Below are 13,514 nucleotides of genomic sequence, written 5' to 3'. Positions count from 1 at the left end.
GATCACCCATGACAGAGCTCCCGCACCGCCGGGCCGGGCACGCACCGGCACGCCTGCTGCCCCTGCTGCTCCTCCTCGTGACCCTGGTCTGCACGGCCGCGACCGCGTGCACCGGACCGGGCACGGCCGCCTCGGCCGAGGCGGCACCGGCGGCGCGGGAGTCCGGTCACGCCGCCGCCGTCCTCACCAACGACGCCACCGCGCTGCGTCAGCGCTGGCAGCTCTTCGGCGCCTCACAGATCCTCACCCAGCGCTGCATGCGCGACCGTGGACTGCGCTTCCTGGTCACCAGCGCGGGCCCGCGGCCACCCGCCGGGGCGACCACGGCCGAGTCGATCGGTTCCCGCTCGGCACCCGGCTACGGCGTCTCCACGGCGCTGGGCGGCATGAACAACGGCCCCACGGCCCAGGACCGCTACGTTCGCTCCCTGTCCGCCACCGCACGGACCCGTTACTCCGCCGCGCTCGACGGGCCGGCCGGCCGATCGGCGCCGCTGACCCTGCCCAGCGGGGCGAGCGGGACCTACGCCACGGGCGGCTGCACGGCCCGCGCGCGGGCCGAGTTGTACGGCACCGTACGGGCCGCCCTGGAGGACACCCTCGTACCGCAGGACGTCGACCAGCTCCTCCAGCGGTACCTGGCCACCGACCCCGCCTACCAGAAGGCCCTGGGGCGCTGGCAGCGCTGCCTGGCCGACGCCGGCCGGCCGGCGAAGACGCCCGCCGCGCTGATCGAGTCGCTGCGGGCCGAGGCCGTCCGGGGAGCGAGCGCCTCGAAGCTGGCGCGGGAGCAGCGCGCCGCCGCGACGGCCGATCAGCACTGCGACGGCGTGAGCGGCCTGCGCCGCACGGGCGCCGACCGGCGCGCCGTCTTCCTGCGGCAGCAGCCCGCACGGACCCGGGCCCGCCTGGAGGAGGTCTGGCAGCACCGCCGGCAGGCCCTGACCCGGGCCGCGGTCCTGCTCGGCCAGGACGGCCGGGGCTCACTCGGATGACACCCCGGCGTCGCTCGCCGGTCTGAGCAGCGCGGCGCCGAGTGGCGTGAGGGTGTGCAGCACCGTGTTGTGGTGGCGGTGGCTGAAGACCAGGCCGGCGTCGCGCAGCACGGTGGTGTGGTGGGAGGCCGTGGGCACCGACACACCGAGGACCCCGGCCAGTTCGGAGGTGGTCGCGCCCAGTGCGAGGGACCGCAGCGCGGCCGCGCGGGTACGGCCGAGCAGCGCGGCGAGCGAGACCTCGGGCGGCCGTTCGGGGGCCGGCGCACGGAGGCCGTGCACGGGGTAGACCAGCACCGGCTGAAGGGTGTCGTCGGCCATCGAGATCGGCGACTGCCAGCAGAAGTAGGAGGGGATCAGGTGAATTCCGCGGCCGTCGAGGCGCAGGTCCCGGTCCTCGACGTAGTCGACGTGGAGGACCGGGGGCTGCCAGCGGACGGCGGGTGACAGGCCGGCGAGCAGTCCGTCGAGCCCGGTCGCGAGGGCGTCCCGGCCCCGCAGGGCGCGCTCCGCGGCGATCGTGGCGTGAATGCGGCTCTCGTGGGGCGCGATGACCGCTTCGTGGTAGGCGCGCAGGAGTTCGGTGAGGTCCTCGCGGGCCTCGCGTTCCCGCAGCCGGGGCGCCCAGTCGGGGGCGCCGGTGATCCGGTCCAGGGTCCGTATCTCGAGGGCGACCCGGTCGGGCGGGGTGTCGACGATCGCCGCGAGCCCGCGGTCCAGGCCGTCGGCGGACGCGTGCGGGGTGAGGAAGTCGGGCAGGTAGCGGGCCCGGGGCAGCACCGGGACCAGCAGCCGCCGGACGGCCGCGCCGAGCTGGGTGCCGACGAGGGTGACGCGGGTCTCCCGGTACCAGTCGGCGTACGCCCAGCGGCCCCGCGAGGTCTGTAACCGGTGCAGGCTGCAGGTGATCTCCCAGAGCGGGTCGGGGGCGCTCGCCACCCGGACGCGGGTCAGGTCCTGAGGCGTGAAGTGAATACGCAGCACGAGAACCGCCCCCCGAGTCGAACAAGTCGTCCCGTTCAGGCAGCAGCCTGGGGCACGAGGCCCCCACGAACAACACAGGAACCAGCCGGACGCCCCGGGAGGGGCCGGGCACGCTTCGAGGGGGCCCGATCCGTCGATCGAACCCCCTCGGCTCACCCCCTCCGGTCAGAACCCCCGCGATCCCCCCGGATCCCCCTCCGAAAGTTCTGACGCCGGGTACGACCGGTCGGACGGGGGAATGGTTGTACGGGTGAAGGCGGCAGGGCAGTCGCGACGCGGCCAACGAGGCTGCCGACCACGCGCTCGCTGCGGCGACGGCGGACAAGGCCGCCGACGAGGCGGGCAATGCGGTCGATGCCGCCAAGGAGTCCACGGAGGCGGCGCTGTACCGATTTTCACGCCCGCGGGGCGTCACCGCAGGGTGAACGGTCGACTCCCATAGCTACCTGAAGTCTTCCTCGGCTCCGCCCGTCCTGACGGGGTGATACAGGAGGGGCGGAGCAATGGCGGCTGTCCCGTCGCTATTGGAACAGGAGCGCGGGATTGATACCGGCGGCGGCCACGTCACGCTGTACGAGACCGGCGAACTGTCGGATCTCCTGGAGCAGTGAGGACTCGTCGATAATCCCGCTGCTGATTCCTGGCGAGAGAACCGATCCGATCCGCCAACCGCCCGATGCCCGGGTGATGCTGACAACCCCTTCCTCGGCGAAGGACATCGAGTCGAGTGTGAAATCGGGACGCTCCGAATCCGTCTCGCGGATCCAATTCATCAGCTCGGACGCGAGTTCGGCCACCGGGAAGAGGATCTCGCTGTAGACCAGCACATCACCGTCGGCGACCCGCAGGTCGGCTTCAATGTTGGTGTAGAGCTGTTCCAGACTGGTACCGCGAAGATCCTGGGTGGTGAAGTTCGAATATGAGATGAGCACAGCCTCGTCCTTCTAGTGAATTCTCTCGGGGAAGCAGTTGAAGACCACCCCGTCCTCACCCACCATGATTCTGATGCCTGTCTCGCCCCTGGTCCCGATGGACCTTCCGAGGTCGACGATCATCTTGAAGGACGTGTCCTTGTTCGGGAGGAATACGGCATTCTTCGACTTTAGCGCCTCGGCCACCCAGGACTGAACCTGAGGTATGGAGTCGGAGTCAAACTTCGCCCAGCCTCCGGCCGAAGTGGAAAGATGCTTGTTCTTGACGAAGATCTCTGACGGCTTCTCGGCTGCCTTGAACGCGATCTGCGGCGGCGACCAGCGCGGCGGAGGCCACGGCAACGGTGGCGATACGCATGTTCACAGGGAGCTCAACGGCTTCGCACAGGTTCCGACGGGAGCGGTGGATGTTCGCCTGTGCCGTCAGTTCTCCAGACGGACCGGCATCAGCATCGAGAAGGCGCCCTCGTCGTCGGGCCGGCGGATCGCGATCGGCGCGGTGGGCGCGCCGAACTCCAGAACCAGTCGGTCACGGGCCCCGGCGGCCAGCGCGGCCAGCAGGAACTCACGGTTGAGGGCGACACGGTTCGGGTCCTCGTCGACATCACCCCAGAGGGTCACCGTGCCGCCGTCCTCCACCCTGAGCACGCTGAGGTCGTGCGCCCCGGCCTCTCCGGAGCGGACCGGACCGGTCTCCAGAGCCTCCCGGAAGGACGCCACCTCGACGACGGTGCGGCGCCTGCCGGCCTGGGGCAGGAGACGACGGTAGTCGGGAAAGCCGTGGTCGAGGCACTGACCGGCCGCCTGCCTGTCCCCCGCCTCCAGTGTCACGCGGTCACCGTCGAGAGAGAGTCGCACAGGTCCCTCGCCGTCCAGCAGCGCCCGCATCGCGTCGACGAGCGGGGTGGGCACGACGACCTGCACTCGGCTCCCGTCGTATCCGGCGACACCGGCCCGCGCGACCGCCATTCGGTACCGGTCGGTTGCCACGACATGAAGGCTCTCGCCCTCGATGTCGAACAGGACTCCGCCGAGCATCGGCAGCTCGGGGTCGGTGCTCGCCGCGAACCGAACCGTGTCCAGTGCGGCTGCCAGCTCCGGCGCGGCGACGGACAGGCGGACGGCGGCCATGCGGAGCGAGGTCATGACATTCTCCCGGTGATCGAGTAGCGCTCGGAGTGCGGAGAACGCGCTGCGGGCATCGGACAGCCCCTGTTCGAGACGGCGCAGGTGCGCCTCGAGCAGTTTCCGGACCAGATCGGTGTCCGCGCCGGACCAACTGGCCAGCACGAGCCGGATGTCCGCCAGCGGCATCCCGGCCCGGCGCAACCAGGCCAGCAGCCGGGCCTCTTCAACCTGCTCGGGTTCGTACCAGCGGTATCCGCTCACCGGATCCACCCAGGCCGGGACCAGCACGCCGGCGCGGTCGTAGAACCGCAGGGCGCTTACGCCCAGGCCGCTGTCGCGGGCCATCTCTCCGATGCTGCGCATGTCGTTCTCCACACCCAGCACTCTGGGCCCTGCACAAGGTCGAGGGTCAACACCGCTCAGCGCCACGACACCACGCTTTGAAGATCAGTGACCAGGCGGCAACCGGGCACCCCTGCTCTCGGCGACACGCTCGACGTCTCAGCGATTCACTCGGCCGCCGGGCGAGGTAGCGAAGTTCTTCGCCGGTCAGCCGCTGCTCGGCGAGGAGTTCGGCCGCATGGTCGAGCAGGTCGCCCGCCATGCCGAGGTGCCTGCTCTCGATCTGGCCGGCGAGCCGGGAGACGTATCCGGCCTCGTCGCCCACCGGCTGTCCGCACCGCGCAAGGGGGCTTCGCCCCTGCGGTACGTCGTCGGGCGGCCGAACTACACCCCCGAGGAACGGTGCGGCTGTACAGGCCCGTCCTCGGTCGGTCGGTCCCCGGTACGTTCCGAGCGGGAGCACCCGGCCGTGGCCTGCCCCTCAGTGCGTGAAGCGGGCAGGCCACGGACCCGTCAGTCCGCCGTGTGCGACACGAAGCGGCTCGCCGTCTCCGCGAGCACCTCGCGGCCGTCCCGCGCCCACAGCCCGTCGTTGAACAGCTCGACCTCGATGGCACCGGTGTAGCCGGCCGCCTCCACGTACCCCTTCCACTCCCGCATGTCGATCGCGCCGTCGCCGATCTGGCCGCGGCCGTTGAGGACGCCCTCGGGCAACGGGGTGGTCCAGTCGGCGAGCTGGAAGGTGTGGATACGGCCGCCCGCGCCGGCCCGGGCGATCTGCGCGGGCGCCCGGTCGTCCCACCAGATGTGGTACGTGTCCACGGTGACGCCGACCTGGTGGGCGGGGAAGCGTTCGGCGAGGTCCAGGGCCTGGGCGAGGGTGGAGACCACGCAGCGGTCGGAGGCGTACATCGGGTGCAGCGCCTCGATGGCCAGCCGGACCCCGTGCCGCTCCGCGTAGGGGCCCAGCTCCCCCAGCGCGTCCGCGATCCGCTCCCGGGCCCCGTGCAGGTCCCTGGAGCCCGCCGGCAGGCCGCCGGAGACCAGCACGAGGGTGTCGGTGCCGAGGGCCGCCGCCTCCTCGACCGCCCGCCGGTTGTCGGCGAGGGCCGCCGCCCGCGCCCCGGGGTCGATCGCGGTGAGGAAGCCGCCCCGGCACAGGGTGGTGACGGTCAGACCCGCCTCGCGGACCAGCTTGGCGGTCGCGTCGACGCCGTACGACTGGACCGGCTCGCGCCACAGGCCGACGGCGGGCACGCCCAGTTCCAGGCAGGCGTCGGCCAGTTCGGGCAGCGACAGCTGCCTCACCGTCATCTGGTTGATCGAGAAGCGGGACAGGTCGCCGGTCACCGGGTCACTCCGTACAGGGCGAGAAGGGTCTTCATCCGGTCCTCGGCGAGCTTCGGGTCGGGGAACAGGCCCAGTCCGTCGGCGAGTTCGTAGGCGCGGGCGAAGTGCGGCAGGGAACGGGCCGACTGCAGGCCGCCGACCATGGTGAAGTGTGTCTGGTGGCCGGCGAGCCAGGCCAGGAACACCACGCCCGTCTTGTAGAAGCGGGTGGGGGCCTGGAAGAGGTGGCGGGAGAGTTCCACGGTCGGGTCGAGCAGCGCCCGGAAGCCCGCCGTGTCGCCCGTGTCCAGGATCCGTACCGCCTGCGCCGCCAGCGGTCCCAGCGGGTCGAAGATGCCGAGCAGGGCGTGGCTGAAACCCTGTTCGTCGCCGGCGATCAGCTCGGGGTAGTTGAAGTCGTCGCCGGTGTAGCAGCGGACGCCCTGCGGCAGCCGCCGTCTGAGGTCGATCTCCCGCTGCGCGTCCAGCAGGGAGACCTTGATGCCGTCGACCTTGTCGGGGTGGGCGGCGATGACCTCCAGGAACACCTCTGTCGCCGCGTCCAGGTCGGCCGACCCCCAGTAGCCCGCCAGCGCCGGGTCGAACATCGGGCCCAGCCAGTGCAGGACCACCGGCTCGGCGGCCTGGCGCAGGAGGTGGCCGTAGACCTCCAGGTAGTCCTCGGGGCCGGCGGCGGTGGCGGCGAGCGCCCGGGAGGCCATCAGGACGGCCTGGGCGCCCGACTCCTCGACGAGCGCGAGCTGCTCCTCGTAGGCGGCCCGGATCTCGGCGAGCGTGCCGCCGGTGATCTGGTCGGTGCCGACCCCGCAGGCGATCCGGCCGCCGGCCGCCTTCGCCTCGGCGGCGCTGCGGCGGATCAGCTCGGCCGCGCCCGCCCAGTCCAGGCCCATGCCGCGCTGGGCGGTGTCCATCGCCTCGGCGACGCCCAGGCCGTGCGACCACAGGTGGCGGCGGAAGGCGAGGGTGGCGTCCCAGTCGACGGCGGCGGCCGAGTCCGGGGAGACGTCGGCGAACGGGTCGGCGACCACATGGGCCGCCGAGAAGACCGTACGGGAGGTGAGGGGGGTGCCGGGGGTGACGGCGAGCGGCTCGGTGCGCGGCTCGTAGGTCCGCAGCGCCCCGTCGGCGCCCGGGAGCTGGATGGTCACAGGGAGATCTCCGGTACGTCGATGCGGCGGCCCTCGGCCGAGGACCGCAGGCCCAGCTCGGCGAGCTGCACACCGCGGGCGCCGGCCAGCAGGTCCCAGTGGTAGGGCGCGTCGGCGTAGACGTGCTTGAGGAAGAGCTCCCACTGGGCCTTGAAGCCGTTGTCGAACTCGCCGTTGTCCGGGACCTCCTGCCACTGGTCGCGGAAGACCTCGGTGGCCGGGATGTCCGGGTTCCACACCGGCTTGGGGGTCGCGCTGCGGTGCTGGGCGCGGCAGTTGCGCAGTCCGGCGACCGCCGAGCCCTCGGTGCCGTCGACCTGGAACTCGACGAGTTCGTCGCGGTTGACGCGGACCGCCCAGGAGGAGTTGATCTGGGCGATGGCGCCGCCGTCGAGTTCGAAGATGCCGTAGGCGGCGTCGTCGGCGGTGGCGTCGTAGGGCTTGCCGTTCTCGTCCCAGCGCTGCGGGATGTGGGTGGCGGTGAGGGCCTGGACGGACTTCACCCGGCCGAACAGCTCGTGCAGCACGTACTCCCAGTGCGGGAACATGTCGACGACGATGCCGCCGCCGTCCTCCGCCCGGTAGTTCCAGGACGGGCGCTGGGCGGGCTGCCAGTCGCCCTCGAACACCCAGTAGCCGAACTCGCCGCGGACCGAAAGGATCCGGCCGAAGAAGCCGCCGTCGATGAGCCGCTTCAGCTTCAGCAGGCCGGGCAGGAAGATCTTGTCCTGGACGACGCCGTGCTTGATGCCCTTCGCGTCCGCCAGCCGGGCCAGCTCCAGGGCGCCCGCCAGGCCGGTCGCGGTCGGCTTCTCGGTGTAGATGTGCTTTCCGGCGGCGATGGCCTGCCGCAGGGCCTCCTCGCGGGCGGAGGTGACCTGGGAGTCGAAGTAGATGTCCACGGTCGGGTCGGCGAGCACGGACTCCAGGTCGGTGGAGATGTGCTCGTCGGACAGGCCGTGCCGGCCGGCGATGTCGCGGAGCGCGTGCTCCCGGCGGCCGACGAGGATCGGTTCCGGCCACAGCACGGTGCCGTCGCCGAGGTCGAGACCGCCCTGCTCGCGCAGCGCGAGGATCGAGCGGACGAGGTGCTGGCGGTAGCCCATGCGCCCGGTCACGCCGTTCATGGCGATACGCACCGTCTTGCGTGTCACGTGATTCCCTTCGTCCGCATGCGTCTCACTAACGCAGCAAGCGCTTTCTATATGGTCTGAAGCTAGCCTTTGACCACTGGTCTGTACAAGACCGTGATGGGGTCGAGTTGTTCGAGGGGGCGAACAACAGGAGTGAATGGCCTTATGGTCTGCACGGCAAGGGGGCTTCCTTTGATCAGGCTGTGTACGACGGCGTACGAAGAGACGCGCGACCGGAGGACGACGAGATGACGGTGACCCTGGCGGACGTGGCGGCCCGCGCCCAGGTCTCGCCCGCGACGGTGTCGCGCGTACTGAACGGCAACTACCCCGTGGCGGCGTCCACGAGGGAGCGGGTGCTGCGGGCGGTGGACGAGCTGGACTACGTCCTCAACGGGCCGGCGAGCGCGCTCGCGGCGGCCACCTCCGACCTGGTCGGCATCCTCGTCAACGACATCGCCGACCCGTTCTTCGGGATCATGGCGAGCGCGATCCAGGCGGAGATCGGCGGCCCGGGCGGGCGCGCCGGCGGCGAGCGGCTGGCGGTGGTCTGCAACACCGGGGGGTCGCCGGAGCGTGAACTGACCTATCTGACCCTGCTGCAGCGGCAGCGGGCGGCGGCGGTCATCCTGACCGGCGGCGCCATGGAGAACGCGCCGCACGCGGCGGCGGTGGCGTCGAAACTGCGCAAGCTGGCGGACGCGGGGACCCGGGTGGTGCTGTGCGGGCGGCCGCCGGCGCCGGAGACCGACGCGGTGGCCCTGACCTTCGACAACCGCGGCGGCGGCCGGCAACTGACCGAGCACCTCATCGGACTGGGCCACCGGCGGCTGGGCTACATCGCGGGCCCGGAGGAGCGGACGACCACCCGGCACCGCCTGGAGGGCCACCGGGCCGCGCTGGCCGAGGCGGGCATCGAGGAGGACCCGCGCTGGACCGTGCACGGGCGCTACGACCGGCGGGCGGGGTACGAGGCGACGCTCGAACTGCTGCGCCGCGACCCGTCGCTGACGGCGGTGGTGGCCGCGAACGACTCGGTGGCGCTGGGGGCGTGCGCGGCGCTGCGGGAGTCGGGGCTGCGGATCCCGGCGGACGTGTCGGTGGCCGGCTTCGACGACCTGCCGTTCAGCATCGACGCGGTGCCGGCGCTGACGACGGTACGGCTGCCGCTCGCGGAGGCGGGCGCCCGGGCCGGCCGCATCGCCATGGGCCGCGAGGAGCCCCCGCCGGGCGGCATCGCGACGGTCCGGGGGGAGCTGATGGTCCGGGGCTCTTCGGGGGTACCGCGGAGCTGAGCGGGGCATGGGCCCATGACAGCCGGGCCGTCGGCCCGGGACTGCGGGCGAGCACGACCCTGAGGGCGGGTGCCATGGGCCTGGGCCGGTGGATCACGAGCCCGAGCAGCTGGGCCGCGGGCCTGACGGGGTGGTCACCGTGCGGTGGGTGGCGGTCGGTCCGAGCAGGAATCGCGAGGCGCCCACCCAGCAGAAACGGTTCCTCAGGGTGCTCGCGCGTGGTCGGCGGCGGGGCCGCCCCGCGCCGGTGTCAGCGGGCGCCCCGCAGGGACCGCCCGAGCAGTGGCAGTGGCATCTCGCCCCGCTTCCGGTCCTGGTACCAGCGCCTGCCCGTGTCGTAGGCCCGTCGGGCTTGGCGTACCGGTTTCAGCTGGTTGGCGAGGTGGGCCTGGTAGTGCCAGGAGGACTGACGGCCCTGCCGGACCGCCATCGCGTAGGCGAAGTCGACCGGGTCGCGGTCCAGGTAGGCGTCGACCCGCTCGAACCAGGCCATGCTGGTGCGCGCCGTCGCCTGCACGGCGTGCAGTTCCGCGCGGCGGTGCTTGTCGTACTCGCGCAGCGCCACCCGCGGATCCGGGAACTCCTTGAGGGCGGACGCCAGCACCAGCGCGTCGATCATGGCGAGCCGGGTGCCGGAGCCCAGCGTGAAGTGCGTGGTGTGGGCCGAGTCGCCGGCCAGCACGACGGGCCGGCCCTCGTCGGTGCCGTCGACCCAGGTCTCGTTGGCGATGTGCGTGAACCGCTGCCACTTCGCCGGCGCACCCCGTGACCTGCTGATCAGGGAGTGGCCGTCCAGGGCGCGGTGGAAGATCTTCTCCAGCAGGGGTACGGCGTCGTCCTCGTCCAGCCTGTCGAGGCCGAGGCCCTGCCAGGTCTCGGGGGAGCACTCCACGATGCAGGTGCTGACCCCCTTGAACGACGGATAGGCGTGGAACCAGATCCAGCCCGCCTGGGTCTCCTCGAAGGCGAACAGGAAACTGTCGAACTGCCGGTCGGTACCGAGCCAGATGTAGTGGTTGCGGCCGGTCTCCATGTGCGGGCCGAAGCGCTCGGCACGGCTCTGCCGGATCCGGCTGCCCGCGCCGTCGACGGCAAGCACCAGGTCGGCGTCGGGCAGGTCGGCGGGATCGGCGAGGCGCTCGTGCCGTACCTCCACGCCGAGCGAGCGCGCACGCTGGGCCAGGACGCCGAGCAGGGCCGCGCGGCCCATGCTGTAGCCGTAGCCGCCGAAGTGCGCGGTGCCGTCGTACCGGTTGCCGTGCACGCGGATGTCCTGCTGCTGCCAGAGCACGGAGCCGGCGCGCACCGCCCGTGCGCTCTCGGGGTCGTTGCGGTGCAGGATGTCCAGCAGATTGCTCCAGTAGACGACGCCCCAGCCGTAGGTGGCCTCGGGCGGATCCGCCTCCAGAACGATGATCTCGTGCCCGGCGTCCCGCAGTTTCGCCGAGATCGAGAAGTACAGCCCGGCCGGGCCTCCGCCCACACAGACGATCCTCATCCGGTCACCGCCTCAACGGCCCCCCCGGGCCCCGGGGGCCCGCAGGGGTTCTGCCGCATGGGTCCGGGTGCCCGAAGACCGGACACCCGGACCCACCCTTTGTCGTCAGGGAGCGTCAATCACTGTGGCTCGGCTCAGTCCCAGCCGCCCCCGCCCCAGCCGCCGCCGCCCCAGCCGCCGTCTCCGCCGCCCCAGCCGCCATAGCCGTAGTCGTTGCCCCAGCCGCCCCAGCCGCCGCCGCCGTGACCGCCGTAGCCACCGCCGCCGTAGCCACCGCCGCCGTAGCCGCCGTGACCGCCGCCGCCGTAGCCACCGTGACCGCCGCCGCCGTAGCCACCGCCGCCGTGGCCACCGCCACCGCCGCCGTGACCGCCGCCGCCGCCGTGGCCTCCGCCACCGCCGCCGTGGCCTCCGCCACCGCCGTTGTCCTGGTAGGCGACAACGTGGTCAGGCGCCGCGTGGGTGGCCGCGCTCGCGACTCCGGCTCCCGCGGCAAGTGCCAGGATGGGTGCCGAGATCGCAGCGATGGCGACCCTCTTCATACGTGTGGTGTGCGCGCGCATGATCGCCCCTCTCCGAGGGTGTGGTTTGTTACGGCGGCCGCTTCGGGGGCCGCCCTGCGTGCACTCCAGAGCCTGCGCGCAGCTCTGAGCGCGTCCGCCGCCCTTGATGCCGGTTCTCCGCACCGCACGGGCTCTCCGGCGGACCACGTCACGCCCTAGGTTGAAACGGACATTAGTGACGTTCGTGTATAAACCTACGGCGCGGGCGCGACGAAGTCAAAAGCAGGACCGAACCCAGCCAAAGAAGAACAAGTGAAGCCCGCGGCACGGCCGTTCAGACGTACGCCTTCCGGCCGCACCGGGTGACGGGATAGCCTCGGGGGCGCGGCATCTCTGACTCAGTCAACCATCGGGGTCCAGCCATGACCGTCCAGGACATCCGCGCCTTCAACCGCTTCTACACCAACCTCATCGGCGCCCTCGACTACGGCCGCCACCTCTACGCCCCGTACACCCTCACCGAGGCCCGGGTGCTGTACGAGCTCGCGAACTCCGCCGACACCGACGCGGCCGACCTGCGCACCGATCTCGCGCTGGACGCCGGGTACTTGAGCCGGATCCTCAACAAGTTCGAGGAGACCGGCCTGGTCGAGCGCTCGCCCTCCGAGAAGGACCCGCGACGGCGGCGGGTGTCGCTCACCGCGGACGGCCGGTCCGCCGCCGAGCTGCTCGACGAGCGCGCCCGGGACTCGGTCGGCTCGCTGCTGGGCGCCGTCGACCCCGGTGCCCGGCCACGCCTCGCCGAGGCCATGCGCACCATCCGTACGATCCTCGGCGACGCGCACACCCCCGACGGTGCCGGCGAGGTCGTGCTGCGCGAGCCGCACCCGGGCGACCTGGGCTGGATCGTGCAGCGCAACGCCGCGCTGTATGCGGCCGAGTACGGCTGGAACACCGACTACGAGGGCCTGGTGGCCCGGATCGTCGCCGATTACGCCGAGGACCACGACCCGCACCTGGAGCGGGTCTGGATCGCCGAGCGGGCGGGGCGGCCCATGGGGTGCGTGATGTGCGTACGGGACGACGCCCCGGGCACCGCACGGCTGCGGCTGCTGCTCGTGGAGCCGGAGGCGCGGGGGCTGGGCATCGGGGACCGGCTGGTCACCGCCGTGATCGACTTCGCGCGCGGGGTCGGCTACCGCGACCTGGTGCTGTGGACCAACGACGTCCTCGCCGCCGCGCGCCGCCTCTACCGGCGGCACGGCTTCGTCCTCAGCGCCGAGAAGCCGCACCGCTCCTTCGGCAAGGACCTGGTCGGACAGGACTGGCGACTGGACCTGCACGCAAGCGGCGGCTGAGAAGTAGGTTGGTGGACATGAGGTTCGCCTTCTCCACCCTCGGGGTTCCCGGTCTGCCGGTGCCGGACGTCCTGGCGCTCGCCACCGCCCACGGCTACCACGGCGTCGAGCTGCGCGCCCATCCGGAGGAGCCGGTACATCCCGGCCTCGGCCCGGCCGCACGGGCCGACGTGGCCGCCGAATTCAAGGCCGCCGGGGTGGAGGTCCTGGGCGTCGCCGGGTACGCGCGCGTCGCGGCCCCCGGCGAGGATGCCCCGGTCCTCGACGAGGTGCGCCAACTCCTCCAGCTGGCGCACGACTTGGGCGCCTCCTTCGTCCGCGTCTTCCCCGGCGCCGACCCGGCGCTGCCCACCGCCGAGTCCGACGCGATCGCCGCCCGGCGGCTCGGCACGGTCGCCGAGGACGCCGCCGCGCTCGGTGTCCGGGTCCTGCTGGAGACGCACGACTCGCACCGCACCGGCGCCGCCGCGATCCGCGTCCTCGGCCCGGTCGGCCACCGCATGGTCGGCTCCCTCTGGGACGTCATGCACACCTGGCTGGGCGGCGAGCAGCCCGCCGAGACCTACGCCGCGCTCGCCCCGCACCTCGGCTATGTCCAGGTCAAGGACATCGCCTCGGCCGAGGACACCACCCCGCTGCCGCTCGGTGCCGGGATCCTGCCCCTGTCCGAGTGCATCGAGGTGCTCTCCCGGCACGGCTGGGACGGCTGGCTGTGCTGGGAGTACGAGAAGCGCTGGTACGAGGCGGCGGCCCCGCTGCCCGGCCTGCTGACGGCGGGCCGGGACCACCTGGCACACCTGCTCAACGACTCGGCGTGAGCGGAACGACCGGCCGCCGCGAGAGAGCAG

The 13,514-nt window shown here is 72.1% G+C and carries 14 protein-coding genes; 4 read left to right on the top strand and 10 right to left on the bottom strand.

All coding sequences use genetic code 11. The features are described from left to right. The first annotated feature begins 8 nt into the window (after window positions 1–8). The gene (locus tag ABZ642_RS33275; protein ID WP_360490741.1) at window positions 9–995 is read left to right on the top strand and encodes a hypothetical protein; all 987 of its coding nucleotides are present in this window, start codon (window positions 9–11) and stop codon (window positions 993–995) included. Here ABZ642_RS33275 and ABZ642_RS33270 read toward each other — a convergent pair. The 8 genes from ABZ642_RS33270 to ABZ642_RS33235 form a co-directional block, all read right to left on the bottom strand. Further along, window positions 984–1,979, bottom strand: a complete 996-nt coding sequence (locus tag ABZ642_RS33270; RefSeq protein ID WP_360490738.1) for a DUF5937 family protein — start codon at window positions 1,977–1,979, stop codon at window positions 984–986. The genes ABZ642_RS33275 and ABZ642_RS33270 overlap by 12 nt on opposite strands. Window positions 1,980–2,500: 521 nt before the next feature. Then, on the bottom strand, window positions 2,501–2,911 hold the full coding sequence (locus ABZ642_RS33265) for a hypothetical protein (protein ID WP_360490735.1): 411 nt from the start codon (window positions 2,909–2,911) through the stop codon (window positions 2,501–2,503). Between the two features lie 12 nt (window positions 2,912–2,923). After that, entirely contained in the window at window positions 2,924–3,253 is a 330-nt protein-coding gene (locus tag ABZ642_RS33260) for a hypothetical protein (protein ID WP_360490732.1), read from the bottom strand. A gap of 81 nt (window positions 3,254–3,334) precedes the next feature. Further along, a complete protein-coding gene (locus ABZ642_RS33255) occupies window positions 3,335–4,402 on the bottom strand; it encodes a MerR family transcriptional regulator (RefSeq protein WP_360490729.1) in 1,068 nt (355 codons plus the stop codon). 46 nt (window positions 4,403–4,448) lie between these two features. Further along, the gene (locus tag ABZ642_RS33250) at window positions 4,449–4,706 is read right to left on the bottom strand and encodes a hypothetical protein (protein WP_360490726.1); all 258 of its coding nucleotides are present in this window, start codon (window positions 4,704–4,706) and stop codon (window positions 4,449–4,451) included. 188 nt (window positions 4,707–4,894) lie between these two features. Beyond that, window positions 4,895–5,695 (bottom strand): sugar phosphate isomerase/epimerase family protein, encoded by an 801-nt coding sequence (locus ABZ642_RS33245; protein WP_360490848.1) that lies wholly within the window; start codon window positions 5,693–5,695, stop codon window positions 4,895–4,897. Between the two features lie 32 nt (window positions 5,696–5,727). Continuing rightward, window positions 5,728–6,879: a dihydrodipicolinate synthase family protein gene (locus ABZ642_RS33240; protein ID WP_360490723.1), complete on the bottom strand. Its 1,152-nt coding sequence runs from the start codon at window positions 6,877–6,879 to the stop codon at window positions 5,728–5,730. Then, the gene (locus ABZ642_RS33235; RefSeq protein ID WP_360490721.1) at window positions 6,876–8,033 is read right to left on the bottom strand and encodes a Gfo/Idh/MocA family oxidoreductase; all 1,158 of its coding nucleotides are present in this window, start codon (window positions 8,031–8,033) and stop codon (window positions 6,876–6,878) included. Before ABZ642_RS33235 ends, ABZ642_RS33240 begins: the two co-directional genes overlap by 4 nt. A gap of 227 nt (window positions 8,034–8,260) precedes the next feature. On the opposite strand from ABZ642_RS33235, the gene ABZ642_RS33230 reads away from it, so the two are divergent. Further along, complete coding sequence (locus ABZ642_RS33230; RefSeq protein ID WP_360490718.1) at window positions 8,261–9,307, top strand: LacI family DNA-binding transcriptional regulator; 1,047 nt, start codon at window positions 8,261–8,263, stop codon at window positions 9,305–9,307. A 250-nt stretch (window positions 9,308–9,557) separates the two neighbouring features. On the opposite strand, the gene ABZ642_RS33225 is transcribed toward ABZ642_RS33230, so the two are convergent. After that, window positions 9,558–10,805, bottom strand: coding sequence for an FAD-dependent monooxygenase (locus ABZ642_RS33225; RefSeq protein WP_360490715.1), 1,248 nt, complete (start codon window positions 10,803–10,805; stop codon window positions 9,558–9,560). 134 nt (window positions 10,806–10,939) lie between these two features. Continuing rightward, a complete protein-coding gene (locus ABZ642_RS33220) occupies window positions 10,940–11,347 on the bottom strand; it encodes a hypothetical protein (protein ID WP_360490712.1) in 408 nt (135 codons plus the stop codon). A 383-nt stretch (window positions 11,348–11,730) separates the two neighbouring features. On the opposite strand from ABZ642_RS33220, the gene ABZ642_RS33215 reads away from it, so the two are divergent. After that, window positions 11,731–12,666 (top strand): bifunctional helix-turn-helix transcriptional regulator/GNAT family N-acetyltransferase, encoded by a 936-nt coding sequence (locus ABZ642_RS33215; RefSeq protein ID WP_360490709.1) that lies wholly within the window; start codon window positions 11,731–11,733, stop codon window positions 12,664–12,666. 17 nt (window positions 12,667–12,683) lie between these two features. Continuing rightward, window positions 12,684–13,484 (top strand): sugar phosphate isomerase/epimerase family protein, encoded by an 801-nt coding sequence (locus ABZ642_RS33210; protein ID WP_360490705.1) that lies wholly within the window; start codon window positions 12,684–12,686, stop codon window positions 13,482–13,484. Window positions 13,485–13,514 lie beyond the last annotated feature (30 nt).

The organism is Streptomyces sp. NPDC007157, assembly GCF_040634235.1.
Taxonomy (GTDB): Bacteria; Actinomycetota; Actinomycetes; order Streptomycetales; family Streptomycetaceae; genus Streptomyces.
Note: the sequence above shows the minus strand (reverse complement) of the source record. Positions and strands in the feature narration are given on the sequence as shown.